Origin of the sequence: Idiomarina sp. (assembly GCF_048260185.1) — a bacterium.
GTDB lineage: Bacteria > Pseudomonadota > Gammaproteobacteria > Enterobacterales > Alteromonadaceae > Idiomarina.
Window position 1 is genome coordinate 803860 of sequence record NZ_JBLXHB010000001.1, and the last position, 26372, is coordinate 830231.

24 protein-coding genes and 1 tRNA gene are annotated in these 26372 nt (G+C 46.5%); 4 read left to right on the forward strand and 21 right to left on the reverse strand.

Translation table 11 applies throughout. The annotated features are described in order from the left end of the window. Positions 1-7: 7 nt before the first annotated feature. From recJ to ACN0RF_RS03995, 4 genes are all read right to left on the reverse strand, one after another. Entirely contained in the window at positions 8-1720 is a 1713-nt protein-coding gene (gene recJ, locus ACN0RF_RS03980; protein ID WP_034820485.1) for a single-stranded-DNA-specific exonuclease RecJ, read from the reverse strand. A gap of 3 nt (positions 1721-1723) precedes the next feature. Beyond that, on the reverse strand, positions 1724-2455 hold the full coding sequence (gene dsbC / locus ACN0RF_RS03985) for a bifunctional protein-disulfide isomerase/oxidoreductase DsbC (RefSeq protein ID WP_034820482.1): 732 nt from the start codon (positions 2453-2455) through the stop codon (positions 1724-1726). Between the two features lie 55 nt (positions 2456-2510). After that, the gene (xerD, locus tag ACN0RF_RS03990; protein ID WP_034820479.1) at positions 2511-3413 is read right to left on the reverse strand and encodes a site-specific tyrosine recombinase XerD; all 903 of its coding nucleotides are present in this window, start codon (positions 3411-3413) and stop codon (positions 2511-2513) included. Positions 3414-3513: 100 nt separating this feature from the next. Next, on the reverse strand, positions 3514-3999 hold the full coding sequence (locus ACN0RF_RS03995) for a VC2046/SO_2500 family protein (RefSeq protein WP_034820477.1): 486 nt from the start codon (positions 3997-3999) through the stop codon (positions 3514-3516). 111 nt (positions 4000-4110) lie between these two features. Between ACN0RF_RS03995 and ACN0RF_RS04000 the strand changes: the two genes are divergently transcribed. After that, positions 4111-4195: transfer RNA gene (locus tag ACN0RF_RS04000), tRNA-Tyr, on the forward strand. 37 nt (positions 4196-4232) lie between these two features. On the opposite strand, the gene ACN0RF_RS04005 is transcribed toward ACN0RF_RS04000, so the two are convergent. Further along, positions 4233-5201: an NAD(P)H-quinone oxidoreductase gene (locus ACN0RF_RS04005; protein WP_417438139.1), complete on the reverse strand. Its 969-nt coding sequence runs from the start codon at positions 5199-5201 to the stop codon at positions 4233-4235. An 84-nt stretch (positions 5202-5285) separates the two neighbouring features. Between ACN0RF_RS04005 and ACN0RF_RS04010 the strand changes: the two genes are divergently transcribed. Next, positions 5286-6929 carry a response regulator gene (locus ACN0RF_RS04010; RefSeq protein WP_417438326.1) on the forward strand — a complete coding sequence of 548 codons (1644 nt, stop codon included), beginning with the start codon at positions 5286-5288 and terminating at the stop codon, positions 6927-6929. Here ACN0RF_RS04010 and ACN0RF_RS04015 read toward each other — a convergent pair. The 16 genes from ACN0RF_RS04015 to rpsB form a co-directional block, all read right to left on the reverse strand. Then, a complete protein-coding gene (locus tag ACN0RF_RS04015) occupies positions 6926-7762 on the reverse strand; it encodes a pirin family protein (protein WP_417438140.1) in 837 nt (278 codons plus the stop codon). The two genes, ACN0RF_RS04010 and ACN0RF_RS04015, sit on opposite strands and share 4 nt — an antisense overlap. Beyond that, positions 7759-8721, reverse strand: coding sequence for a glutathione S-transferase family protein (locus tag ACN0RF_RS04020; protein WP_114981475.1), 963 nt, complete (start codon positions 8719-8721; stop codon positions 7759-7761). Before ACN0RF_RS04020 ends, ACN0RF_RS04015 begins: the two co-directional genes overlap by 4 nt. A gap of 94 nt (positions 8722-8815) precedes the next feature. Further along, entirely contained in the window at positions 8816-9955 is a 1140-nt protein-coding gene (lpxB, locus tag ACN0RF_RS04025) for a lipid-A-disaccharide synthase (RefSeq protein WP_417438141.1), read from the reverse strand. Next, positions 9955-10722: an acyl-ACP--UDP-N-acetylglucosamine O-acyltransferase gene (lpxA, locus tag ACN0RF_RS04030; protein ID WP_034820458.1), complete on the reverse strand. Its 768-nt coding sequence runs from the start codon at positions 10720-10722 to the stop codon at positions 9955-9957. The genes lpxB and lpxA overlap by 1 nt, the downstream gene beginning before the upstream one ends. Next, complete coding sequence (gene fabZ, locus ACN0RF_RS04035; RefSeq protein ID WP_011234085.1) at positions 10723-11178, reverse strand: 3-hydroxyacyl-ACP dehydratase FabZ; 456 nt, start codon at positions 11176-11178, stop codon at positions 10723-10725. A gap of 14 nt (positions 11179-11192) precedes the next feature. Beyond that, on the reverse strand, positions 11193-12218 hold the full coding sequence (gene lpxD / locus ACN0RF_RS04040; RefSeq protein ID WP_417438142.1) for a UDP-3-O-(3-hydroxymyristoyl)glucosamine N-acyltransferase: 1026 nt from the start codon (positions 12216-12218) through the stop codon (positions 11193-11195). Positions 12219-12221: 3 nt separating this feature from the next. Continuing rightward, complete coding sequence (locus ACN0RF_RS04045; protein WP_051018736.1) at positions 12222-12737, reverse strand: OmpH family outer membrane protein; 516 nt, start codon at positions 12735-12737, stop codon at positions 12222-12224. A 44-nt stretch (positions 12738-12781) separates the two neighbouring features. Beyond that, a complete protein-coding gene (gene bamA / locus ACN0RF_RS04050) occupies positions 12782-15283 on the reverse strand; it encodes an outer membrane protein assembly factor BamA (RefSeq protein ID WP_417438143.1) in 2502 nt (833 codons plus the stop codon). A 31-nt stretch (positions 15284-15314) separates the two neighbouring features. Beyond that, positions 15315-16670, reverse strand: coding sequence for a sigma E protease regulator RseP (gene rseP / locus ACN0RF_RS04055; RefSeq protein ID WP_417438144.1), 1356 nt, complete (start codon positions 16668-16670; stop codon positions 15315-15317). After that, a complete protein-coding gene (gene ispC, locus ACN0RF_RS04060; protein WP_417438145.1) occupies positions 16667-17860 on the reverse strand; it encodes a 1-deoxy-D-xylulose-5-phosphate reductoisomerase in 1194 nt (397 codons plus the stop codon). The genes rseP and ispC overlap by 4 nt, the downstream gene beginning before the upstream one ends. A 4-nt stretch (positions 17861-17864) precedes the next feature. After that, a complete protein-coding gene (locus ACN0RF_RS04065) occupies positions 17865-18728 on the reverse strand; it encodes a phosphatidate cytidylyltransferase (RefSeq protein WP_034820446.1) in 864 nt (287 codons plus the stop codon). 3 nt (positions 18729-18731) lie between these two features. Further along, on the reverse strand, positions 18732-19505 hold the full coding sequence (gene uppS, locus ACN0RF_RS04070; RefSeq protein ID WP_417438146.1) for a polyprenyl diphosphate synthase: 774 nt from the start codon (positions 19503-19505) through the stop codon (positions 18732-18734). 82 nt (positions 19506-19587) lie between these two features. Then, positions 19588-20145 (reverse strand): ribosome recycling factor, encoded by a 558-nt coding sequence (gene frr, locus ACN0RF_RS04075; protein ID WP_011234093.1) that lies wholly within the window; start codon positions 20143-20145, stop codon positions 19588-19590. Positions 20146-20176: 31 nt separating this feature from the next. Next, positions 20177-20911, reverse strand: coding sequence for a UMP kinase (gene pyrH, locus ACN0RF_RS04080; protein WP_016341299.1), 735 nt, complete (start codon positions 20909-20911; stop codon positions 20177-20179). Between the two features lie 103 nt (positions 20912-21014). Next, positions 21015-21893, reverse strand: coding sequence for a translation elongation factor Ts (tsf, locus tag ACN0RF_RS04085; protein ID WP_034820442.1), 879 nt, complete (start codon positions 21891-21893; stop codon positions 21015-21017). Between the two features lie 15 nt (positions 21894-21908). Beyond that, the gene (gene rpsB / locus ACN0RF_RS04090; protein WP_011234096.1) at positions 21909-22637 is read right to left on the reverse strand and encodes a 30S ribosomal protein S2; all 729 of its coding nucleotides are present in this window, start codon (positions 22635-22637) and stop codon (positions 21909-21911) included. A 285-nt stretch (positions 22638-22922) separates the two neighbouring features. Here rpsB and map point away from each other — a divergent pair, with 285 nt between their 5' ends. Together map and glnD are read left to right on the forward strand one after the other, a co-directional pair. Then, positions 22923-23711: a type I methionyl aminopeptidase gene (gene map / locus ACN0RF_RS04095; protein WP_034820440.1), complete on the forward strand. Its 789-nt coding sequence runs from the start codon at positions 22923-22925 to the stop codon at positions 23709-23711. Positions 23712-23732: 21 nt separating this feature from the next. Continuing rightward, positions 23733-26372: a [protein-PII] uridylyltransferase gene (gene glnD / locus ACN0RF_RS04100; RefSeq protein ID WP_417438147.1), complete on the forward strand. Its 2640-nt coding sequence runs from the start codon at positions 23733-23735 to the stop codon at positions 26370-26372.

A 26372-nucleotide genomic window follows, 5' to 3' on the forward strand; every position in this document is an offset into this window, starting at 1 on the left:
GCGTAGTTTAACGTATTGCGCGGATTTGCTCCACCAACAACTGAACGTTTGTGCGTCCGCGAAAGTGATTAAGTTGTGGCTTGTATAAAAGTTCAACAACCGAGGCCTGCTGCGCCGGCCATTGTTGTGTATCAACGTTAAAGGCAATCGCATCTAATAATTCGCCTTGCGGGTGACGCACAACCAATTTTAGATGTCGCTCTCCGACAATACGCTGATCCACCAGCTCAAACTGGCCGTCAAACATAGGCTCGGGAAACTGCTGACCCCAGGGACCTGCACTTTGCAGCATATTCACACTGTCCTGCGAAAGTTGCAGTGTTGTGAGTTCGCCATCAGACCAGAACACACGTTGCTTCTGTTCTTCTGACAACCACTCCGACGCAACTTGCTCCGCCAGTTCAGAAAAGCGCGCCAGATTTTCTTTTTTCATGGTTAAGCCGGCGGCCATGGCATGTCCCCCGAAACGTTCCATAATGCCCGGCTCAAGACTATGAACACGTTCCAGTAAGTCTCGCATATGCAGACCACTGACCGAACGTGCGGAGCCTTTTAGGAATTCATCGTCATCGTTGGCTAACGCAATAACCGGACGGTTCACCTGCTCTTTTACCCTGCCCGCGACAATACCGATAACACCCGCATGCCAGTCCGGCTGATACAAAGTGACTAAATCAGGCACCTGTCCCTGATCAAAGCGCAACTTTGCGACAGCGCTTTCAGCGTGCTCGCGCATTTCCGTTTCAATTGATTTACGTTGCTGGTTTAAATCGTTAAGTTGCTGCGCTAACTGCTGCGCCCGGGTTTCACCCGCTAACAAGCATTCTATTCCCAGCCCAATATCGTCTAAACGGCCTGCAGCATTGATTCTCGGACCCAGAGCAAAACCTAAGTCGCTGGCAGCCAGCTGACTGGCATCACGGTTCGCAACTTCCAGCAACGCCTTAATTCCGGGGCGGCTCATACCTTTACGAATACGGGCTATACCCTGTTGCACCAATACGCGGTTGTTATAATCCAGCGGCACAACATCAGCTACAGTGCCAAGAGCAACGAGATCCAGCCAGTCAGCCAGGTTAGGTAGTGGCTCAACACCTTGTTCACGTAACGCTGAGCGCAACGCAAGCAGAACATAAAACGCCACACCCACACCGGCTAAATTTTTGCTTGGAAACTCACAGCCGTGCTGATTCGGGTTCACTATCGCATTAGCCGGAGGCAGTTCTTCAGGTGGTAAATGGTGGTCAGTAACCAGCACTTGTATGCCCTTTTCACGAGCAAGTGCAATGGCGTCATGCGCTGCAATACCGTTATCGACAGTCACAATTAACTGCACATTCTCTACGGCCAGTTGTTCTACCATGGCAACAGACAGGCCATAGCCGTCAGTCATTCGATTTGGTACACGATAACCCACTTGCTGCAGACCAAAGGCCTGCAGGGCCGACACCATTAATGCCGAACTGGTTGCGCCGTCGGCATCAAAATCACCGCAAATACAAACCTTTTCTTGATTTTTTAACGCATTTAGCAGCAGTTCAACGGCTTTATCGATATCTCTTAACGAAGAGAAATGGAGTAAACCGGAGGCTTTCAAAGATAATTCGTCAGCACGACGGACACCCCGGCGGGCATAAATTTGCCGCAACAAAGGCGGTATTTGTTGCGGCAAAAAGTCATCGTCAACGACTTGATAACGACGTATTTCATAATCACTCATGAATTACTGTGACTCACCTTTTTTAATTTCAGCAATTAAACGTGATGCAGGTAGCGCTCCCGGCACTAAACGACCGTCGGGCAGAACAATAGCGGGAGTACCGCTTACCCCAAACGATTTACCGAGTTGGTAGTGCTCCGCAACCGGATTGGAACAGCTTAAGTCGCCACTGTAATTTTCGTCTTCTTTAAAGGCGGTAATGGCCGCTTTTTTGTCATCCGCACACCAAACCGTCTGTAGCTGCTGCCCGCCTTTGCTACTCATACCACCACGGGGAAAGGCCAGGTATTTTATGGTAATGCCCTGTGCGTGATAGCTGTCCATGTTTTCGTGCAAGCGCTGACAATAACCGCAGGTAGTGTCTGTAAAAATCGTTACCTGATATTTCTCGTCCTCAGCCGGGTACACGATCATATCGTTTTCAAAACCTTTCAGCATTTTCAGACGAACTTTAGCCATACCCGCTTCACTTAAGTTTTCCGGTTCACTGCCGGTTATATCAAACACATTGCCGCTAATCAGCCGTTCACCATCATCTGACACATAAAACATGCCCTGATTAGTCACCGCACGGACATAGCCGTCAATTTCACCAGACTCTGTGGATAACACTTCAATACCAATTTTATTCAGGTGTCGGGTGTCGATTTCATTTTGTTCCGCACTAATTGCCAGCGCACTAAAACTTGCACCAACCAGCCCTACTAATCCAACTACAGACACTAAATTGCGCATAAATACCTCTTAAATTAACTGTCCGAACCCTACCCTGTTACCAGCCAAAATGCAATTAGCCGCGCGGGTGATGCTGAGCATGTAAGGCCTGCAGACGTTCACGTGCAACCTGGGTATAAATTTGTGTGGTGGATAAATCACTGTGACCTAACAGTAGCTGTAAGACACGTAAGTCGGCGCCATGGTTCAGCAAATGCGTGGCAAAAGCATGGCGTAAAGTGTGCGGCGACAAATGTGCGTAAATGCCGGCTTCTTCGGCGTAATGCTTTAATCTGTACCAAAATGCCTGACGTGTTAATAAAGAGCCACGTTGCGTAACGAATATCCAAGGGCTGCTCTTATCCGTTATTGCCGGGCGGCCGTGCTTCAAATACTTGTCCAACCATTCCAGCGCTTCTTCTCCTAAAGGCACTAATCGTTCTTTATTGCCTTTGCCGACAACCCGAACTAGTCCTTGCTGGCGGCTCAACTGGTCATATTGCAGACGAATAAGTTCGGTTACCCGTAGTCCGGTGGCATAGAGCACTTCCAACATAGTCCTGTCACGCAGACCAATGGGAGTTTCTGTATCAGGTTGTTCCAATAGAGAAACCACATCGTCCTCGCTTAACGAATGTGGGATGCTTTGCGGTAATTTAGGGCGTTTAAGGCGTGCTGTTGGGTCTACTGCCACCCACTGCTGTTTTACAGCAAACTGGAAGAATTTCTTCGTCGAACTTAAAAAACGCGAGGTGCTTCGTGGCGATAAGCCTTGCATACGCCGCCACAACAGGTAGTCCTGCAGCACCACTTCATCGGTGTCCATTAAGGATTTTTTGAGCGATAGCAAATATTCACAATAACGGCGTAAGTCACTGCGGTACGCTGCTTGAGTATTATTACTGGAGCCATGATGCAGCCATAGATGCTCAGTAAAAGCATCAATACGGTCTTCGTCCTCTGGGCGGAGTTGCTTCATGGGTTTTGGAAATTAGCGAAATGATAATGCTATTATGCCGCATAGCGAGAGCGGCTGAAACTGCTTGTGCAAAACTCTCCGAAAAGAATCAGGTTAAGCGCTAATGAGTAATGCCTAGTTTCTGCAGAACATCATATAGGCCAGCGGGCCCTTTGTGCTTGTACTCGTCTTTTTCTTCCGTTTGCGGCTGTTTCTTCTTTTCCAGCCGCTGACGAACCCGCCAGTCCAGGTTGTGAAGAAGCTCCAGGGGCAAACGATCAGGCGTTGCATCGGGAATAAGCGGCTGAGGATGAGTCGCGTCCTGTAGTTTAAAGTCTGACAACTGACTGACTGTTGCATAGACACCACTAGCCAGCACCATACCCGGCTTCGCATCTAAAGGCCGCGCTCTGCCTGCGCCAATGCTTCTTTGCCAGTTAACTTGCGCAGGGCGCTCAGAAATAACCGGGTCGTCACCCAAGGCAGACACCCAATAGGCAAACTCGCCCGCGAAGCCGTGATTAACTGCTTCGCTCGCGTGTTGCTCAAAGAAATGAGCGGCCTGATTTTCGACAGCAGCATTCTGTACAGCTGAAACTTGACTCATTAAGACTCTGGATAATCGGTTACAGATACTTCTGTATCGACCAAAGTCCTAAAAGTTTAAGTTTTCTCTTTACAGCTAAGCTAAGACTGTTATTATACGCGCCTCTTGAGTGGAGGGGTTCCCGAGTGGCCAAAGGGATCAGACTGTAAATCTGACGGCTCAGCCTTCGCAGGTTCGAATCCTGCCCCCTCCACCATTTCTTTACTGCACCGTCAGTTGGCTATCAGTCTGAATTACTCTTCCGAAAGCGTTATAACGACCTTACCCTGAGTTTTATTATCTGCAACATAATCCAGTGCCTGCTGAATATCGTCAGCGGCAAAAACCTCATCGATAATCGGTTTTATGGTGCTGCTTTTAAACTTATCACCAAAATCACGCCACAAACCCTGTAAAATTTGCCCCTTGCGTTCCGCTGATAATGCTCTAAGGGTTGAACCAATCAGTTTTTGACGCTTCATCAGCATACGCCCGAAATCGACTTCGCCAGTTACGCCAGCCATTAAGCCAATTAAAATAATACGACCATCCTGAGCCAGATACTGCTGGTCTTTTGCTATGGACTCACCGGCAACAGGGTTCAGAATAACGTCGACTTCGCCCAGAGCTTTAACTTCTTCAACAATGTTCTGTTGGTGCCGGTTAACCGTATATTTTGCCCCCAGTTTCAGACAAAACTCTGATTTCTCCCCGCTACCCACTATGGCGATAAGTTCGTTCCCGCTTTCCCGGCACAGCTGTGTTAATGAAGAACCAACCCCACTGGCACCCGCATGAGTTAATACTCTCTCTCCGGGTTTTAAGCCAGCTAATTGATAGACATTAAGATAAGCTGTAGCAAAAGTTTCCAACCAACCCGCAGCTTCTGCATTATTCCAGCTTTCAGGCACCTCCAGTATTTGTGCGGCGGAAACATTCACCTGCTCAGCAAAGCCGCCGCCAGCCAATAACGCACTGACACGTTGCCCGGTTTGCCAACCATTGACCTCGCTACCCACTTTTTCTATAACCCCACAGACTTCTAAGCCGGGAACAGCTGACGCGCCTTTAGGTGGTGGGTATTTCCCTGCTATTTGCATTAAGTCGGCACGATTAAGCCCGGCGCTTAGTACCCTCAGCTGAACTTCATTAGCCTGAGGTTCGTCCAGTGCAGGGTGGTTCTTCCAGTGTACTTTTTGTTCGGAAATAGCAATTGCTTTCATATCAGCCTCTGTTGCCGCTTAACATTATTGAAATTAGCCAGTATGCTGTCGGTATGAATAAGATCAGGATACTGTTTGACGCAAATGGACAAAACCTTAGAGCTCAATAATAAACGCGTATTATTAATAGATGACCAGAAGCCCTTTCAGGTCATGCTCAAAGGCTTGCTGTTAAACTTGGGGGCGCAGGACGTACAAGTCAAGACCACTGGCGAAGCCGGCATTGCCGCTTACATCAAAAATCCGCACGATATTCTGCTGGTAGACTATAACCTGGGGCGTGGACGCAATGGCCGCCAAGTTTTAGAGGAGCTGCAAGTTCGCGGGTTAATGAAAGAGCACACTCTGTTCTTTATTATTACCGGCGACAACACTCGCCCTATGGTGCTCAGCGCACTCGAATTGCAACCCGATGATTATTTGATGAAACCATTTTCACATCGGGTGTTGCGCTCCCGCCTGGTGCGAGCTTATAAACGTCGCATGTGGTTAAAGGACGTATTCAAAGCGCTGACCAATCATGATTATGAGGCCTGCATTGATGCCTGCCAGAAGCATATTCAATCTAACAGCCGTTACAGTAATTACTGCCGCAAACTGCAAATTGAGTTGTACAACAAAACCGGGCAATTGGATAAAGCGGAAACGGCGATAAAAGAATTGCTGGAAGAAAACTCCCACAGTTGGGTCTTTCTAAAACTGGCTGAAACACGGTTATTACAGAACTCTCCCGAAGAAGCGCTGAATATTCTTAATCATTTAATTAAGCGTATGCCTAACGCTGTTGAAGCTTATGATCTGAAAACCGAGTGTTATCTTCAACAGCAACAGCTGGAAGACGCTTTGGAAAGCGCCCGCGATGCCATCACCATGGCGCCATTTTCAATTGAAAGACAAACCAAACTGGCTCATATTGCCCGCGATAACGGCGACTTTGACATTGCCAAGCAAGCCATGAACAACGTTTTGCAAATAGCCCGTAAATCGGTTTTTCGTAACGCACATCACTTGTGTAACTATTTACGCAGTATTTTAGATGCGGCCGAAAATAGTGATACACCGCAGCAAATCAGTAAGTATCAGACAGAAGCAACAATGGAGCTGCAACGTGCCCGCTACGACGAGCATCTGTTGCATGCCGATATTTCGTTTGAGGATTTGGAATCCATTTTATTATCGCGTATTGACTCATTTAATGGTCGCTTACGCGAGGCACAACAGCGTTTAAACGAAGTTGTCGGCGAAAAATTGGCGCACAACCAGCCTATCAATAAAGACTTATTGCCTGACGTTATCGCCATTTTGCTGGATGTCGGGGAGTATGAAAAAGCGAATGCCCTGACTGCGAATCAGGACGAAAACCCAACTCTTGACAGTTACACCTTTAAAATTTTACAGGCGCGCTTAGCTGCTGCTCAAAAACAGCAGGATAACTTCTTTGAGGTTCACAAGGCGGGCTTAGATGCTTACCAGCAAGGCAACTACATTCGAGCACTGGAACTGTTTCGTAAAGCTATGGAAGCGGCACCAATGAACAGCGGTGCCGCACTTAACTTTATTCAGGCGGCCGTTCGTTATGTTGAAGAAACACCTGGTGGAGAGCGGGTTCGGCTTAAGAAAGAATGCGATAATTGCTTTAAAGTCTTAGAGGGGCTGCAATTATCCAGTAGCCACAGTAACCGCTATGAGCGGTTACTGGAGCAAACCGAGGGGCTGGAACTGCGCTAGCTTAGCTTTTGGTTAGCGGCTAACTGACCCGATTGATAATCTTTAATAGCCTGCTCAATCTGATCCGATGAATTCATGACAAAAGGACCGTATTGAGCAATAGGCTCTTCAATAGGTTTCGCGGCCAGCAAAATAAAGCGCGCATTTTCAGTAGCGGAAAAATCTAATGTTTCAGCAGGATCAAGCAACATCAACTCGCCCTCTTTCGCGGCTTCTCCATTCACTGTCAACTCACCCTGATAAACATAAGCCAAGCGTCGTTTTTGCCCTTGTGACGGCAAGCTGAAGCTTTCACTTCCTAAGTGAACATCCAGCATTAGAAAGTCTCTTCCCGGCGCATTCACAGGCCCCTCATGCTGCTGGTACTGCCCTGAAATAATCCTGATCAGAGCATCACCATTTTTCACTTCAGGAATACTGGCTGCCGGGTAGTCGTGCCACTCAGGTTCACTCATTTTTTCATCGGCCGGCAAATTGACCCAGAGCTGAAAGCCCCACATAAGGCCTTCAACTTGCTTCGGCATTTCGGCGTGAATAATACCTTTCGCTGCTTTCATCCACTGCACACCACCAGCATCCACTTCACCGCTATTACCGACAGAGTCTTTATGCTCCATCGTACCCGCCAACATATAGGTCAGCGTACAAAAACCGCGGTGCGGGTGCGGCGGAAAACCAGCAATATAGTCGTCCGGGTTATCGGAGCGAAACTCATCCAGCATTAAAAACGGGTCCTGATGTTTTAGCCCCGGCTGATTAATAATACGAGTGAGTTTAACTCCCGCGCCATCCTGCGCTGGCATTCCCCGGTGTTTGGCTAAAATAACACTCATGACTGGCTACTCCCCTTACTACTACGGTTATGTGCCTGATGAAAATCGATTTCCGGCCCCTTAGGTACTATTTGTGTCGGATTAATGGTTTTATGGCTGGCATAGTAATGCGTCTTAATGTGGTCCATCACGACGGTCTCCTCCACGCCCGGATGCTGGTATAGCTCCAATAGGTAATTCCACATGTTAGGATAATCGACAATGCGCTTCTTATTGGTTTTAAAATGCCCAAAATAAACCGCATCGAAACGCACCAGAGTAGTGAATAAGCGCCAGTCCGCCTCGGTTAACTCGTCACCGGCTAAATAGCGGTTCTGACTAAGAATGTTCTCTACTTTGTCTAAGGCAGCGAATAGCGATTCATACGCTTCTTCATACGCCTGTTGTGTAGTCGCGAAGCCACTGCGGTAAACACCGTTGTTAATGTCGTTATAAACCCATTCATTAACTTCTTCTATCTGCTTTTGCTTATCTGCAGGAAAGAAGTCCAGTGTATTCCCGGTCAGTTCATTAAACGCGGAATTAAAAATACGGATAATTTCGGCCGACTCATTGTTCACAATGGTCTGATTTTTCTTATCCCACAGTACTGGAACGGTTACTCTTCCGGTGTATTCCGGGTCGGCTTTTAAATACAGCTGATAAAGAAAGTCCGCGTCATACAGTGGTTCGTTAAGTGGCGCATCAGCAAACTCCCAGCCATTCTCCAGCATTAGCGGATGCACAACGGAAACGTCGATATGACTTTCCAGACCTTTTAATTTACGGAAGATAAGCGCCCGGTGAGCCCACGGACATGCGTAAGAAACGTAAAGGTGGTAACGCCCGGATTCAGGCTCAAACTCAGTACCCTGCGCTACGGTATTGCGAAATTGTGATTCGCTACGGACAAAGCGGCCACCATGTTTTTTGGTGTCATACCACTTGTCGTGCCATTGACCATCAACTAATAAACCCATAATAAACTCCTTAAGTTGGTATACCCTTATAATAGAGTCTATTTTTTGGAATTATTAGCGCATTATTTTCTATTTATTTTTCTAAAAAATAGAACTATAGAAAAGATTCAACCACATCAGCGGCTTTTTCGCTCGCCGACACCTTCAATTGCTGGTGAATATTCGTAAACTGCTCCAAAAGCGGCTGGTTGTCTTGCTCAATTAACCGCACTAGCGCTTGTTCGATTGCCTCTTCCGAAGCTTCTGATTGAGCCAGTTCCGGCACAATTTCTTTACCCGCTAAGAGGTTAGGTAAAGAGAAAAAAGGTGCGTGAAACAAACGTTTAATGATTTGATAAGACAACCAATGAAAACGATAAGCGACTACCATTGGCCGTTTAATCAGCAAGGCTTCAAGCGCAACAGTTCCCGACGTTAGCAGTAAATAATTGGCTGCCGCCATAACTTTTCGACTTTCACCAACAGGTAATACAATATCCAGTTCAGGACTGTACTGATCAACTAATTCCCGAAATTGTATGGCTCGAGCTTCGCTTATCATAGGAGCAACAAAGCGTAATTCCGGATATTTTTTTGCTAGCTTGTTCGCTACATTCAGAAATACCGGCGCCATACGGGCAATCTCACCCTTACGACTTCCAGGTAAAATGGCAAGATACGTAACATCAGGTTCAAGTTCCAGCTCGTTACGTGCTTCCGTCTGTTGCCACTGCATAGGAATATCATCTGCCAGGGGGTGACCAACAAAGGTTGCTGGTAGCTGGTGTCTGTCGTAGAAGTCTTTCTCAAAAGGCAATAAACACAGTACGTGATCCACTGCCTTTTTTATTCCTTTGATACGACCTTCACGCCATGCCCAGACAGATGGACTGACATAATGAATAGTAGGGATACCGGCTTTTTTAAGGCGAGCTTCAACCGTCAGGTTAAAATCAGGAGCATCAATGCCTATCATCACATCCGGTTGCTCAGAAATAAGATAGTTGACCAGGTTCTTTCTGTGTTTTAACAGCTTAGGAAGTTGCTGAAAGACCTCAGCAATGCCCATAACGGCCAAATCATCCATGGCAAAGAACGAGTCCATTCCCCGTTCTGCCATTAAAGGCCCGCCGACTCCAATAAAAGTTGCATTGGGGTGACGTTTGGCAATGGCCTGCATTAGCCCGGCGCCTAACAGATCACCCGAGTGCTCACCGGCAACAATAGCTATTTTAGGCGACTGATTGCGGCTCATTACGGACGAATAATGCCTCGTGAACTGTTTTCAACAAAAGCTTTAAAACCATCCAATACCGGTTCGTTTAATGCTGAAATACCTTCCAGGGCTTCGTCTACAGTCAGGCTGGAACGGTACAAAATTTTATAGGCACGACGGACATTTTGAATTTGTTCGGGCGTATAGCCGCGACGCTTTAAACCTTCGGAATTGATTGTTCTGGGCTTGGCATTATGACCCTGCGCCATCACAAAGGGAGGAATATCCTGAACGATAATAGAGTTAACCGCAGCAAAAGAGTGAGAACCAATATGACAAAATTGATGCACACCGCTCATGCCACCCAGAATAACCCAGTCACCTACGTGAACATGGCCAGCCAAAGTAACCTGATTAGCAAAGATATTGTCATTACCTATGACGCAATCATGCGCAACATGTACGTAGGCCATAAACAGATTATTATCGCCAATTTTAGTTAACGAGTTATCCTGCACCGTGCCACGGTGAATGGTTACCGACTCGCGGATGACGTTGTTGTCACCAATCTCAAGCTGTGTCGGTTCACCGTCGTATTTTTTATCCTGACAGTCTTCACCCACCGACGCAAATTGATAAATAGTATTATTTTTACCAATGGTTGTCGGGCCTTTTAAAACAACATGAGAGCGGATATCGCAGTTGTCGCCGATAACAACGTCGGGGCCGATAACCGTCCAGGGGCCGACACTAACATTAGTACCGAGTTTGGCGCTGGGATCGATAATTGCGGTTTCGTGAATCACTTAAACTTCTCTTCTTGCACAAATAATTTCGGCAGTACAGGCAACGTCACCGTCGACTTCCGCGCGGCCGGTAAACTTCCAGATACCACGACGCTCTTTTTCGAAGGTAACAAAGAAATCAACGGTATCACCGGGGATAACCTGACGTTTAAAACGGGCATTATCGATACCGGCAAAAAGGTACAAATCGTTTGCATTCTTTTTGCTTTCGGTAATTTTAAAGCCTAATAAACCACAAGCCTGAGCTATAGCTTCGAGCAATAACACTCCCGGGAAAATAGGCTTCGCCGGAAAATGCCCATTAAACATAGGCTCATTAAAAGTTACGTTTTTTATCGCGTGCAACGAGTCTTTAGAGTTTGTTTCTATAACTCTGTCTATTAATAAAAACGGATAACGATGAGGCAGTAAATCTAATACGCCCTGAATATCAAACCCTGATTCCGTAATTTTCAAACCTTTCACCTTACTCAATTATTATCGTCAGCTTGTTTTTCTAACTCTTTGACACGCTTGAAAAGATCATCCAGCTGACGGAATCTCGCTCCATTACGTCGCCATTCACGATGTCCACTGGCAGGAATACCTGACGCATAAACACCTGGCTCGGTGATTTCTTTTATCACCATAGCAAATCCCATAATTTGCACGTCGTCGCACACACTAATATGACCGTTAATAGCCGAAGCTCCGCCTATCATACAACGCTTACCAATGCGACAGCTACCGGCGAGTACAGTACAGCCCGCAATAGCCGTGTCTTCATCAATGAAAACGTTATGTGCTATTTGACATTGGTTATCAATAATACAACCCGACGAAATAATGGTGTCATCCAGCGCTCCACGATCGACCGTTGTACTGGCACCAATTTCAACGTTGTCTTTAATAACGACACGCCCCAACTGAGGGATCTTTAGCCATTTGCCATTATCAGGTGCCCAGCCAAAGCCATCAGCACCAATAATAGAACCGGAATGAAACAGGCAGTCATCGCCAATAACACAACGATGGTAGATTTTAACGCCTGACCAAAGTGTGCATCCAGAGCCAATTTGCGTTTCAGGGCCAATATAGCAATGCGGTCCAATACTGGTGTTATCACCAATTATAGCGCCATCATCAATGACCGTATATTCGCCAATGCTAACATTTTTGCCTATGCTGGCTGACTGCGCAATTTTCGCAGACTCAGCGATACCCTTGGCTGGTTTCGGCGTAGTGTCTAATAGCTGCGCTATTCGGGCAAAAGCCGCATAAGGGTTGGACACCCGAATCGCGTTATCAATCGCATCGCTGTCGTCTCTTTCAGAGACAATAACTGCGCCGGCAGAGGTTGTTTCTAGCTGACTTTTGTAACGGCTATTCGCTAAAAAGGCGATAGCGTCACCAGTAGCAGACTGCAAGGTCGCCACGCGCAAAATGGGGAGCTGCGAATTACCTCGCACCTCCCCACCCACATGGTCAGCCAACTGCTGCAATGTGTACTCAGCCATAAATTAGTTACCTGAAGTCATTTTCTCGACAACGGCGTTAGACAAGTCATTATCGGCTTTCATGTAAGTAACCGCGTTGCTTTCAAGAACCATGTCGTAGTCTTTAGCTTCTGCAACAGCAGTAATCGCGTCCTGAACTTTTCCAAGTAGCTTATTACGTTCTTCGTTCTGACGACTACGAGTATCTTCTTGTAACGCTTTGCTCTTAAGCTGTGCTTCAGAGATCGTTTGCTCAAGATCACGCTCTAACTGAGTTTTCTCAGAAGCAGACATGATTGATGCATCGCGTTCCTGCTTTTGACGCAATTCCTGAACTTTTTGTTCAAGGCGGCGCATTTCTTCAAAGCGATCTTGAAACTCAGTTTGCAGTTGCTCTGAAATTTGCTCACGTTGTGGTAACTGCTGGAATACTTCCATCATATCGACCACACCAATTTTTTGTTGCGCCTGTGCGGCACCAGCAAAAAGCGCTGTAGAAACAGCAACCGCTGCAGCTGTAGATTTAATTAACTTTTTCAAGGTAAAACTCCTTCAAATTTTATCACTATATTTAATTATTATTATCAGAATGTGGTTCCGATATTAAATGAGAACACTTGGGTTTCATCACCCTCAACTTCTTTCAAAGCCCGACCTAACGAGAAAGTTAATGGACCCATTGGAGATATCCATTGCACTGACACACCAGCCGATGCACGAAAGTCTCCCGGAGAACTATAGTCGGTTAACGGTTGTGGACTGGTATTCTCCAAGTCCTTGTATCTATCGTAGTCGAATTCAGTATCCCAAACCATACCAAAATCAACAAAGACACTAGTTCGTATACTATTACGCATACCTTCGTCAACAAATGGCGTCGGTACAATCAGTTCCAGTCCGCCAGACACTTTAGCGTTACCGCCTAAAGAATAGTTGTTTTGCACAAACAACTGCTGGTTACCTGTTTCTGAACTGTAGTTCGGAGTCGGCAACCCGGTAAAGTCCGGGATACCCTCTGAGTTGACCGACTCAGGTACAACATAAACAGCTCTGGGACCGACAGTGTTCGGTTCAAAGCCACGCAAGTCTCCCTGACCGCCAATACGGAAATACTCCCAGAACGGTAACAGGTAATCATTTCCAGCATCGTCTTCACCGTAACCGTTACCATAACCTAAATTCAGTCTGGTGAGAAATGACCACTGCTGGTCTCGACTTAATGGATAATAGTGTTTGTACTCATAGTTTAAACGGAAATACTTTACGTCACTAAATGGTGCTGAAATTTCAGCGCTGGCACGCTGCGACGAACCGCTGGTCGGGAACTGTCCACGGTTTAATGTTACCCGTGACCACCCTGCGTTCAGTTCATAAATATCGAAACTAATTGGTCGCTCTGGATTCTGGTCATCCAGATAAGACCGATAAAACTGCTGAATTTGCTCAATACTTTGGTTCTGTGAATTTACGCTCACTTCCTGGTTTTTATAGCCAATACCAAAGTTTAAGCGGTTAATTTCATCAATTGGGAAGTTAAGTCCGGTCGATACCCCATAGGTTTTCTGGTTATAGTTTACGAGGTTTTGCGCATTACCCGCGTCAAACTCACTCATATAAACCTGACCTGAGAGTCCAACGCCGTTCATGGTGAAGTAAGGGTCAGAATACGACAAGCTGACGTTTTTATTAAACCGACTAGTGCTGATATTAAAACCAACCCGGTTACCGGTACCTAAAAAGTTGTTTTGCTGAACACCGGCATTAAGCTGCAGGCCAGAGTAATCACCGTAACCGATACCAGCATTAAAGGAGCCTGAAGGCTGTTCTTTAACCTTATAAGTCACATCAACCTGATCATCACTGTCTTCAACCCGTTCAGTAGAGGTTTCTACGGTTTCGAAGTACCCCAGACGTTGAAGACGAACTTTACCTTGTTCAATATTGCTATCAGACAACCAGGCACCTTCAAGTTGACGCATTTCGCGGCGTAACACCCTGTCTTTGGTCGCGCCATTACCCTCAAAGTTAATGTGGCGAACGTAGACACGTTTCCCGGGGTTTATCGAAAACGTAATTTTAACGGTTTTATCTTCGTCGTCGTGCTCAGGAATAGCCTTAACCTCTGGGTACGCATAACCATAGCGCCCATAAAAACGGCTAATCATATCTTCAATGTAAGTAACCTGTGCCGCGTTATAAAGCGTGCCTTCTTCTATTTTAGCGATTTTTCCAACCAGCTCGTCATGCCCTTTCAAGTCGCCAATAACGTCCGTTTCGCTAATATTGTATTTATCACCCTCATTCACATTTATGGTGATATAAATACCTTCACGATCCGGCGTCATAGAAACCTGTACAGACTCCACCCGAAAGCGCAAATAACCGCGGTCACGGTAGAATGACTCTAAGGTTTCCAGGTCACCGCTTAACTGTTGTTTCTGGTAACGCTTTTCACCTATAAAGTTCCACCATGGAAGGCTATCCCGAAGCTCAAAGGTATCCAGTAATAGCTCATCAGCGAACGCCTTGTTGCCCACAATGTTGATTTGCGCAATTTCAGCGGCATCGCCTTCTTCAAAATTCATGCGCAACTCAACACGGTTACGCGGCAAATCCACGACCTGAACTTCTACCGAGGCATTGTATTTACCAACGCTGTGATAAAAGTCTTCCAGACCTTTTTCTATGCCTGAAATAGTGGTTCTGTCTAAAGGCTCACCAGTAACAATATTATTATCAACCAGGCTTTCCTGAAGCTGCTCGTCTTTAATATCGCTGTTACCTTCAAAGGTGATTTCGGCAATAGTTGGCCGTTCACTAACAGTGAAGATCAAAGTGTCTTCACTTCTGCGCGCATCGATATAGTCGAAATGAGTAGAAGAATACAGTGCACGAATAGCGCTGCGAATTTGCAGCTCGCTAACTTCGTCACCGACTCTCACCGGTATATAGGTTAACGCTGCGCCTAACGCAACACGTTGTAACCCTTTAACTTCAATATCTTCGACAACAAATTCATCTTGTGCGTAGGCTGGTGCTACTGCACCTGCAATCATGGCACTCACTAACAGCTTTTTAAACGTCATTATCACTAGCTACTTATTGTTAATTCGTGACTCAGAATGCGAAACGGGCGATGTCATTTGATATTGCTAACGCCATCAACGCGAATACCAGCACCCCACCAATCCTATAGCAAACGTCTTGCACTCTTTCGGATACCGGCTTACCACGCACCCATTCAATGCTGTAAAACATCAAATGACCGCCGTCCAATACCGGTAAAGGTAATAAATTAATGATCCCTAAATTGACACTTAACAGCGCCAAAAAACTTAAAAAATAAACGAACCCATTGCTGGCACTAACCCCAGCACCTTCGGCAATACTTAAAGGTCCAGCCAGGTTCTTTACAGAAACATCTCCGGTCAGCAGTTTACCTATCATTTTCACGCTAACAACCATCAATTCCCAAGTTTTTTCTGCGCCTTTCGCTAAGCCCCCGAAAAAACCGTATTGATGGGTGAAAACGTAATCATCTGGCAACGGCTCTGTTACCGGAACTACGCCAAGGTAGCCTATGACACCATTTTGGCTTTCCCGTTCCCCTATTTGAACAGAAATTTGCTGCTCAACCTGGTTCCTCTCAACCGTAAATAAAACGTCCTGTCCCGCCGATTGAGCGATTATCTTACGTATTTCAGTCCAGCTTTCGACACTTTCATCACCAATTCGCGTGATTGTGTCACCTTCTTTTAAGCCACCAACGTCGGCTGGCGAGCCGCTTTCCACCTGGCTAAGCTCGGTATACACAGCGGGTTGATACACCTCAATACCCAAACTACCAAAGGTCGATTCCGTTTCAGGATCAAACTGCCAGCCACTTAACTTCAGTGTCCGTTTAACTTCATCACCGTCCGGTGTTCTTAATGTGAGCACCGTTTCATCATCACCTATTGCTGACATAAGCCCCAACTGAACCTGTTGCCAGTCATAGGCTTCAACGTTATCAACTGAGAGAATTTCACTGCCTCTTTCAAGTTGAGCCTCAGCAGCAACAGAGTCGGCTTTTATGTCGCCGATAACCGGTTTCACCGTTGGTACACCAATACCAAACATCAACCATAAAACAGCAACGGCTAATACAAAGTTCGCAACCGGACCCGCAGCAACTATCGCGAAACGCTTGTAAACTGACTGTGCATTAAAGCTGACATCTCGTTCTTCCTCGCTGACATCATCAATGCGTTCGTCCAGCATGCGTACATAGCCGCCAAGAGGAATAATACCCAGTTGATAAACCGTGCCGTCTTTGCCTTTACGTTTCCATATAGCCCGGCCAAAACCGACCGAAAAAGTTAACACTTTTACGCCGCAACGGCGCGCAACCCAAAAGTGTCCAAACTCGTGAAAAGCAACTAAAATGCCCAGAGTTACAACGAAGGAAAAGAAATACCAAATTGCGTCTATCACTGTGCGTACTCCTGCAACCATTTATTGGCCGCTAAACGCGCTTGTTTATCTATGGCTAACAGCGTCTCTAAGCTGTCGGCCTCATCAGCTTGTATTGACTGCAATACCGAATCACAAACTTTTGCAATATCAGTAAAGCCAACCTGTTCTTGTAAAAATGCAGCGACGGCAACTTCGTTCGCCGCATTTAAAGCCGTAGTGGCCCACTGCCCTTCCCAACATGCTTCTATTGCCAACTGTAAACACGGATAACGTTGCGCTTCGGGCTGCTTAAAGGTCAGTTCGGCTATTTGAGTAAAATCTAAGCCCGCCACACCGCTTTCTAAACGCTCTGGATAACCCAGCGAATGGGCTATCGGTGTGCGCATGTCCGGCTCGCCCATTTGAGCAAGTACGGAACCGTCGGTGTATTGCACCATTGAGTGAATAACGCTCTGCGGGTGAATAACAACTTTAAGTTGGTCGCGTGAACAATTAAATAACCAGCGAGCTTCAATGTATTCCAGCCCCTTGTTCAGCATGGTGGCGGAGTCCACTGAAATTTTCCGACCCATAGACCAGTTTGGGTGATTACAGGCTGCATTTGCGGTTTGCTGAGGCAACTCATTAAGGGGTAAATCGCGGAACGGGCCGCCTGACCCCGTTAACAATAAATACTGGATACCATGCTCAGCCAGAGCCATAGTACCGACCTGCTGCTGCGCCGCCTGGGGTAAACACTGAAAAATAGCGTTGTGCTCACTGTCGACTGGGATAATTCTAGCGCCAGAACGTTGTGCATGATCAATAAACAACTGACCACTCATAACCAAAGCTTCTTTGTTCGCCAGCAGTACGTCTTTACCTGCATCAATTGCAGCCAGTGTCGGTGATAGCCCGGCCGCACCGACTATAGCCGCCATAACCACATCCACCTCACCAGCCGAGCTCACCTCTGCTAAAGCCTGCTCTCCAGAAACAACCTGAGTTGGAGTCTGTTGACCGAGCAACGTTTTAAGCTCAGCAGCTGCATCTTGTGAGCCCATAACCGCATATTGCGGATTATGCTTTACACAAAGCTCAGCCATAGCGCTAACCTGGCTATGGGCAGTTAAGGCAAAAACCTGAAAGTCATCCGGATGCCGCGAAAGAACATCCAATGTGTTTTGACCAATAGAGCCTGTTGCTCCCAAAACTGTAATTCGACGCATAGGTTTAATGCAAAAACTCCAGATAAGCTAAGGTGAAAATAGGCACTGCAGCGGTAAGACTGTCAATACGGTCAAGAATTCCCCCGTGCCCGGGTAAAATTGAACCGCTGTCCTTAACCCCTGCACTACGCTTAAACATGCTTTCGTTTAAATCACCAAATACTGAGGCAACCACAGTAAACAATCCGGTTAAGTAATAACCGGTAAACTGATCGGCCGGCACTTTAGTCCAGTGCGCCACAACCATCATCACCACAAAAGCTAAGGTCACACCACCACAAAGGCCTTCCATAGTTTTCCCCGGGCTTACCGCTGGCATCATCTTATTACGGCCATAACGCACGCCGGCAAAATACGCACCAACATCAGCAGCCCAAACCAGCAGTAAAATAAAGAGAACAACCCAGCCACCAAAGAAACGCGACTCATCAATATCAATTGAGCGAACCGTGACTAATGCCGCCCAGGTAGGAATAAAAATTAACAAACCGAATACGCCGACAATGGCGCGGGTTCGCGACCACATACGTCGGCTGGAGGGGTAATTAACGATCATTGCCAACGCAACGACCCACCAGACACCGCCGGCTAAAATGGTGTAATAAATGAGTTTAGAGAGCTCGCCGCCCTCCCATAAATGCTCGTAGGGAGCCAGCCAGGACAACACGCCAATAATGGCACCGACAAATAAGGTGTAAGCGATACGCGCTGAAGTGCGGCGCACGCCCATTAGCGGAGACCATTCCCAGGCGCCCAGCATAAGGACCCCCTGAATAAAAAGAGCAAAGCCCCACAACGGCAGCATAAAAACACCGTACAGTGCCACCGGAACCAGCAATAGTGCTGTAATAATACGTTGTTTTAGCAAGTGTTATTCCTCTATCCGAGTTTCTATGCCTTGCATTAGCACGGTTAATTGTTCGCTCGTTAAACCAAAACGGCGTTCCCGTTGCGCAAAATCTGTAATGGCCTGAGCAAAAGCCGTATCGTCAAAGTCAGGCCATAAGACTGAGGTGAAATACAGTTCGGCATAAGCCAGCTGCCATAAAAGAAAGTTACTGATACGATGTTCACCGCCTGTGCGAATGAGCAAGTCCGGCAATGGCTGGTCGGCCATCATCAATTCACCGGCTATTGTCTGTTCAGTAATTTCTGTCGGCTCTATTTCACCAGCTTTCACTTTCTCAGCTAACTTACGACTGGCTTGTGTAATATCCCACTGACCGCCGTAGTTTGCCGCTATGTTCAGATTAAGTCCGCTGTTCTTTCGCGTTTGCTCTTCTGCCTCGCTCATGCGCTTTTGCAAACGTTTTGAAAAAGCCTCTTTGTCACCAACTATGCGCAAGCGAATATCGTTGTCATCTAATTTTTTAATTTCGCTTTTCAGTACTGACATAAACAATTCCATCAATACCGAGACTTCAGTTGCCGGACGCTTCCAGTTTTCACTACTGAATGCGAATAAAGTCAGTGACTCTATACCGTTACGACGAGCGAAAGCAACTGCCTTGCGTACTGCCTCCGCGCCCGCTTTGTGGCCGAAGGTTCTTATTTTACCGCGTTGTTTCGCCCAGCGCCCGTTACCATCCATTATAATGGCAACATGCTTGGGGACTAACTGCTCAATTGACGGTAATTCTTTCATTCAATCTGCCGTAAACATTAAAAAACGCCGTGCGAGTATACCTGACACGGCGTCATAGACCAACGTAGGGAAGGTTTGATGGTTAAATTTCCATCAAATCCGCTTCTTTTGCTTTCAGAGCTTCATCAATTTGCTTCACGAATTTATCGGTCAGTTTTTGAATCTCTTCTTCAGCATTACGTTCTTCGTCTTCAGTAATTTCTTTTTCTTTTAGCAGGTCTTTAATATCACCATTCGCATCGCGACGAATATTACGTACCGCAATACGCCCGTTCTCAGCTTCGGCACGAACAATTTTAACTAAGTCGCGGCGACGCTCTTCTGTCAACGGAGGTAATGGAATACGGATAACTGCGCCTGCTGAGGCCGGATTCAGACCCAAATCAGAATTAATAATGGCTTTTTCAACTGCTGCTGAAGCTGACTTATCAAACACTGTCAGAGCCAGAGTTCTGGAATCCTCCGTGGTGATATTAGCTAACTGCTTAAGAGGCGTGTCAGTACCGTAGTAGTTCACCATGACACTGTCCAGTATACTCGGATGAGCACGGCCTGTGCGTACTTTTGACATTTGACTGCGCAGCGACTCAACACTTTTTTCCATGCGATCTTTAGCGTCTTCTATAGTTTCTTTTATCACTGTCTTATACCCTTTTATTCAATAACTGCGTTTACTCTGCGTTCTTGCTGATAAGTGTACCTTCTTCTTCACCCATTATCACGGCTCGTAAAGCACCCGGCTTATTCATATTAAACACCCGGATAGGTAAAGCGTGATCACGCGCCAGAGTAAATGCGGCTAAATCCATTACTTTTAACTGTTTTTCCAGTATATCATCGTAATTAATATGCTTATACAAAGTGGCATCCGGGTTACTCACTGGGTCATCGGAATATACTCCGTCAACCTTGGTTCCCTTAAGTACGACTTCAGCTTCAATTTCGATACCGCGCAAACAAGCGGCAGAATCTGTAGTAAAGAACGGGTTACCGGTTCCTGCAGAAAATATCACTACACGTCCTGATTTTAGCAAACTGATGGCTTCTGCCCAGTTGTAACTGTCACAGACCCCCGTCAATTCAATAGCTGACATTAAACGTGCGTTAACAAAGGCACGGTGTAAAGCGTCGCGCATAGCCAGACCATTCATTACAGTGGCCAACATGCCCATGTGGTCGCCCACAACCCGATTCATACCCGCTTTTGCTAAACCTTCTCCACGGAATAAGTTACCGCCTCCAATGACTAAACCAACCTGAACCCCAAGTTCAACCAATTCTTTAATTTCCTGCGCCATACGATCAAGTACTTTGGCGTCAATACCAAATGGCTCATCTCCCATAAGGGCTTCACCACTGAGTTTTAACAATATGCGTCGATAACTGGGTTTCGGATGGGTGCTCATCATTGCCTCTACTCTTTCCTTTAGTTTAAAAAAAACCGCGTCCTGAACGCTCAAGACGCGGTTTATAATTTTCTATTTCATGGGGCTGGTCGAGACCACGTTATTAGCCTTTACTCGCTGCCGCCACTTGTGCCTGAACTTCAGAAGCAAAATCTTCTTCTTTACGTTCAATACCTTCACCCACTTCAAAGCGAACGAAAGTAACAACATCAGCACCAGCTTTCTTCAGTAACTCACCAACAGTCATTGATGGATCTTTTACGAAAGGCTGACCTGTCAGGCTGATTTCACCGGTAAACTTACGCATACGGCCTTCAACCATTTTTTCAGCAATTTCTTTCGGCTTACCGCTTTGCATCGCGATATCAACCTGAATAGAACGCTCTTTTTCTACAACTTCAGCTGCAACGTCTTCAGGCTTAACGAATTGCGGGCTGCTTGCAGCAACGTGCATGCACAGGTCGCGAGCCAGATCTTCGTCACCGCCGGTTAAAGCAACAGCAACACCAATGCGGGCACCGTGAGTATAAGTCGCAACAACGTCGCCAGCTTCAAGAGTTTGAACACGACGAACGTTCATGTTCTCACCAATTTTAGCGACTAAGTCTTCACGAGTTTTCTCTACAGTCTGACCGTCGATGTCAGTAGTTTTTAATGCTTCAACGTCATTTTCTTTGTTAGCAAATGCGGCGTTAATAACTTTATCGCCGAATGCCAGGAAGCTGTCATCGCGAGCAACAAAGTCGGTCTCACAGTTCAGTTCAACCAAAGTTGCCTGGTTACCTTCAGATTTAACTAAGATAACGCCTTCAGCCGCAACACGGCCTGCTTTTTTAGCTGCTTTTGCCTGACCGCTCTTGCGCATCAGTTCAATTGCCGCTTCCATATCACCGTCGACTTCCTGCAATGCTTTTTTGCAGTCCATCATGCCAGCGCCTGTGCGCTCGCGCAGTTCTTTAACTAGAGCTGCTGTAATAGCCATGATTCTATTCCTCGATTATTCAGTTGCTTCGACGAAATCGTCAGAGTCTTTCGCTTCAACTTGCGCTGTACGTGCTTCTTTTACCGCTTCAGCAGCAGTGTTCAAGTATAATTGAACCGCACGGATTGCGTCATCGTTACCTGGAACAATGTAGTCCACACCGTCAGGGTTAGAGTTTGTATCCACAACAGAAACAACTGGAATGCCCAGGTTATTTGCTTCTTTAATAGAGATGTGTTCGTGATCAGCGTCGATAACAAACAGAACGTCAGGTAAGCCGCCCATGTTTTTGATACCGCCTAAGCCTTTTTCCAGCTTTTCCATTTCACGAGTATTAACCAAAGCTTCTTTCTTGGTCAGTTTCTCGAAAGTACCGTCCTGGCTCATTGTTTCAAGGTCTTTTAAACGCTTGATTGATTGACGAACTGTTTTCCAGTTAGTCAACATGCCGCCTAACCAACGGTGGTTTACATAGTACTGACCACAGTTAATGGCTGCTTCTTTAACCGCTTCAGCTGCTGCGCGCTTAGTACCAACAAACAGGATTTTACCTTTGTTAGAAGCAACGTGCTGCATATAGCTCAACGCGTCGTTGAACATAGGCACAGTTTTTTCGAGGTTAATGATATGAATTTTGTTACGAGCACCAAAAATGTAAGGTTTCATTTTTGGGTTCCAGAAACGAGTTTGGTGACCGAAGTGGACACCCGCTTTCAGCATGTCACGCATTGACACGTTAGCCATAATATTTTCCTTTTTAGGGGGTTAAGCCTCCATACATCCCATAAGCCGACCTGTTCTTAGACAAGCACCCCGCCTTATGTGTCGATGTATGTGTGGATTATAATTTACATACAAGTGTACTTTGTTGGCATAAGGCCAAAAAAGCGTGCGTTTTATACCATAAAGCTGAGCCCTGCACAACAAAAAACCTTCGCTAACTTCTGCTTTGACCCACCTCAAAGATAGCGAATTTTATCAGTCACTGTTAAACTGTCGGCTTTTCCAGCAGTCATGGACAGGAAGAGAATGACCATCTCAATTAAGACACCCGAAGAAATCGAAAAAATGCGCGCCGCAGGCAAACTCGCCGCCAGTGTGCTTGAAATGATTGGTGAGTACGTCAAACCAGGCGTAACCACGGAAGAACTGGATGATATCTGCCATAAGTACATCACGGATCATAACGCCTATCCAGCACCATTAAACTATCACGGTTTCCCTAAATCGATATGTACGTCCGTTAACCATTGTGTCTGTCATGGTATTCCTGGCCCCAAAAAACTGAAAGACGGCGATATCATGAATATTGACGTTACCGTTAAACTGGATGGTTACCATGGCGACACCTCAAAAATGTTTGTTGTGGGTAAACCCTCAATAATGGCTGAGCGATTAATTAAGGTAACTCAGGAGTCGCTTTATAAAGCTATAGAAATGGTTAAACCGGGTATCAAACTGGGTGACTTTGCTGAAGTTATTCAGAAACACGCCGAAGGTCATGGCTATTCTATCGTTCGTGAGTATTGCGGTCACGGTATTGGCTCCGTATTCCACGAAGACCCACAAATTCTGCATTACGGTGAGGCGGGTACTGGCGAAGAGTTAAAAGCCGGTATGTGTTTCACTATTGAACCTATGGTCAATGTTGGTAAGCGTCACACAAAATTAATGAAAGACGGCTGGACCGTACTGACGAAAGACCGCAGCTTAAGTGCACAGTGGGAACATACATTATTAGTTACCGATAACGGTGTTGAAGTACTGACACTGCGCAGTGATGAGCCCGACTTAGCGCGAGTTATCGAGCACAGCTAACGCATTTGCAGGGGAGAGCCTATGGCTAACGTTCAAGAAGATAAAGACTTTCACGGGCGCTGGCCTGACCGAACCCTGCAACCTTGCCTAAAAGACTACAAAGCGCTTTTAGAAAGTTACCAAAACTGGTCTGCCGCGCGTTTTGTCACCGCCGATATTGATGAGCTGGTTCATCACCGTGCGACCTTTTTTGACCAGTTAATTGGCCAGTTGTGGCAGCAATTTCAGCTTAATGGCGAACCGGCAAGCATCTTAGCTGTGGGCGGCTATGGTCGTGAAACTCTGCACCCCGGGTCGGACATCGACCTGCTCATTTTAGTTGGCCCTGAAAATGCTGAAGCCGAAGCTAAGTTGTCTGAAAAGCTCGGACAGTTTGTTACCTTTTTATGGGACCTGCACCTGGATATCGGCCATTCGGTACGTACTATTGAAGATTGCTTCGCTCAGTCAGAAAACGATATCACGATAGCCACAAACCTTATTGAAAGCCGATACCTTTCAGGGGCTGAGTCGCTCTACAATGAATTTCATCAACAGTTGTTAAATGACTTTCCCTGGTCTAGTCGCGATTTCTATCAGGCCAAGCTGGATGAACAGAAGCAGCGCCACCAGCAATACCACAGCACATCTTATAACCTGGAACCGAATATTAAATCGAGTCCCGGTGGGCTCCGTGATATTCAGACCGTAGGCTGGATTGCTAAGCGTCACTTCCGTACTCACTCGGATGAAAACCTGGTTGAGTACGGTTATATGACAGCCGATGAATTCGTTGAATTGCGCGACTGCATGAACTGGCTATGGCGCATACGCTTTGCCCTTCATCTGGAAGCAGGTAAACGCGAAGACCGCTTACTCTTTGACTTTCAGCCAGGCGTTGCTGTTCGCCTGGGCTATGGTAATGAAGGTAAAGCATCCGTTGAAACCATGATGAAAGATTACTTTAAAGTGGTCTTACGCGTCAGCGAGCTTAACCAGATGCTTCTGCAGTTTTTTCATCAGGCAATACTAGGAACACAGGACTTACAACACGCTGAACATATTAGCGATGACTTTGCGGTTGCGAATAAACTGTTAACAGCACGCCACGACAATGTATTCGATAATCACTGTAATATTATCCGCGCTTTTGTCTGCATTGCGGAACATCCGCAAATAAAAGGCATACACTCAAATACCATACGTTTACTCAGAAATGCCCGCGCCCAACTAAGCGAGCCATTAAGCCACGATCCGGAATGCCGTGACTTATTCAACCAACTGATTAAGCATCCCAGAGGCTGTGGTTTGTCCTTTGCACTGATGCATCACCACAGTGTGCTGGCGAGCTACCTATCGCAGTGGCAACAGATTGTCGGACAAATGCAGTTTGACCTTTTTCACGCCTACACAGTGGATGAACACACCTTTCGCTTAGTAAGAAATTTGTACCGCTTTAGTGACGAAGATTATCAGGATCAATTTCCACTGTGCGAAAAACTCGTGGCGCAAATGGATCGCCGCTATTGCTTGTATTTGGCGGGTATCTTCCATGACATAGCTAAAGGTCGCGGCGGCGATCACTCAGAGCTTGGCGAAATGGATGCGCGTAATTTTTGCCACCAACACGGTTACAGTGAAGAAGACGCAGAGCTAGTGGCCTGGCTAGTACGGCACCATTTAACCATGTCGGTTACCGCGCAAAAGCGGGACATTCATGACCCGGAAGTTATTCAAGACTTTGCAAATCAAGTTTCGACGCTCGAGCGGCTAGACTACCTTTACTGTCTTACGGTGGCAGATATTCGGGCAACGAACCAGTCGCTTTGGAACAACTGGAAAGCAACTTTACTGGAAGAGCTTTATAACGCCACTTCGTACTTACTGCAGCAGGACAGTAATAAGCCTACCCTGGATATTCGCCAAAAAATTAATGAGAATAAAGCCAGTGCAATGGCCTTACTACTAAGCGCAGGCTTTAAAAAAGCAGAAATTCTGGCGTTATGGGGGCGTTTTACCGCGGATTATTTTTTCCGCCATACGGCAGAGCAAATCAGCTGGCATTCACAGCATATTCTGAACCTGCCAAGCGAGCAGTTGCCGCTCATTCTCATCGGAGACGAAAACAACTACGGCACAACTGAGTTGTTTATCTACCATCACGAAGAAGGTCATTTATTTGCCTCGGTTGCCGGTGTTCTCGACAGTCAGCAACTCAACATTCTGGATGCACAAATTCTGGCTACCCGCGACGGCTTTGTTATGGATACCTTTGTGGTGCTACAGAGAGACGGCAAGCCGTTAACAGAGCCTCATCGTATTGAAGAAGTAAAACAACAATTGCTGGATGTCCTGCATAAACGGATACCCGTTCCCAGCACTAAACGACCATTATCGCGGCGCATGAAGAACTTTTCGGTGGCAACTGAGGTCACTTTTATACCGAGTAAACACCACGGCCGTACCACCTTCGAGCTGGTAACACTGGACAGGCCGGGGCTTATTGCTAAACTTGCCGCTATTTTACAGCAACAGAACGTTATTCTGCTGGCAGCGAAAATCACCACCATAGGCGAGCAGGCAGAAGATTTATTTATTGTCACTACCGAGCAGCAAACCGCCCTTAGCGACAAACAGAAAAAAACATTGAAAGCAAAAATTATCAAAGACCTGGAGTTTTAA

Coding starts and splice junctions, on each gene's coding strand:
- ACN0RF_RS04010 (WP_417438326.1), top strand. CDS start 5,286: ATGGACAAAACCTTAGAGCTCAATAATAAACGCGTATTATTAATAGAT.
- uppS (WP_417438146.1), bottom strand. CDS start 19,505: ATGAAAGAATTACCGTCAATTGAGCAGTTAGTCCCCAAGCATGTTGCC.
- glnD (WP_417438147.1), top strand. CDS start 23,733: ATGGCTAACGTTCAAGAAGATAAAGACTTTCACGGGCGCTGGCCTGAC.
- lpxD (WP_417438142.1), bottom strand. CDS start 12,218: ATGGCTGAGTACACATTGCAGCAGTTGGCTGACCATGTGGGTGGGGAG.
- ACN0RF_RS04005 (WP_417438139.1), bottom strand. CDS start 5,201: ATGAAAGCAATTGCTATTTCCGAACAAAAAGTACACTGGAAGAACCAC.
- ACN0RF_RS04020 (WP_114981475.1), bottom strand. CDS start 8,721: ATGGGTTTATTAGTTGATGGTCAATGGCACGACAAGTGGTATGACACC.
- lpxB (WP_417438141.1), bottom strand. CDS start 9,955: ATGAGCCGCAATCAGTCGCCTAAAATAGCTATTGTTGCCGGTGAGCAC.
- map (WP_034820440.1), top strand. CDS start 22,923: ATGACCATCTCAATTAAGACACCCGAAGAAATCGAAAAAATGCGCGCC.
- ACN0RF_RS04015 (WP_417438140.1), bottom strand. CDS start 7,762: ATGAGTGTTATTTTAGCCAAACACCGGGGAATGCCAGCGCAGGATGGC.
- bamA (WP_417438143.1), bottom strand. CDS start 15,283: ATGACGTTTAAAAAGCTGTTAGTGAGTGCCATGATTGCAGGTGCAGTA.
- ispC (WP_417438145.1), bottom strand. CDS start 17,860: ATGCGTCGAATTACAGTTTTGGGAGCAACAGGCTCTATTGGTCAAAAC.
- xerD (WP_034820479.1), bottom strand. CDS start 3,413: ATGAAGCAACTCCGCCCAGAGGACGAAGACCGTATTGATGCTTTTACT.
- tsf (WP_034820442.1), bottom strand. CDS start 21,893: ATGGCTATTACAGCAGCTCTAGTTAAAGAACTGCGCGAGCGCACAGGC.
- dsbC (WP_034820482.1), bottom strand. CDS start 2,455: ATGCGCAATTTAGTGTCTGTAGTTGGATTAGTAGGGCTGGTTGGTGCA.
- rpsB (WP_011234096.1), bottom strand. CDS start 22,637: ATGGCTAACGTGTCAATGCGTGACATGCTGAAAGCGGGTGTCCACTTC.
- ACN0RF_RS03995 (WP_034820477.1), bottom strand. CDS start 3,999: ATGAGTCAAGTTTCAGCTGTACAGAATGCTGCTGTCGAAAATCAGGCC.
- recJ (WP_034820485.1), bottom strand. CDS start 1,720: ATGAGTGATTATGAAATACGTCGTTATCAAGTCGTTGACGATGACTTT.
- pyrH (WP_016341299.1), bottom strand. CDS start 20,911: ATGAGCACCCATCCGAAACCCAGTTATCGACGCATATTGTTAAAACTC.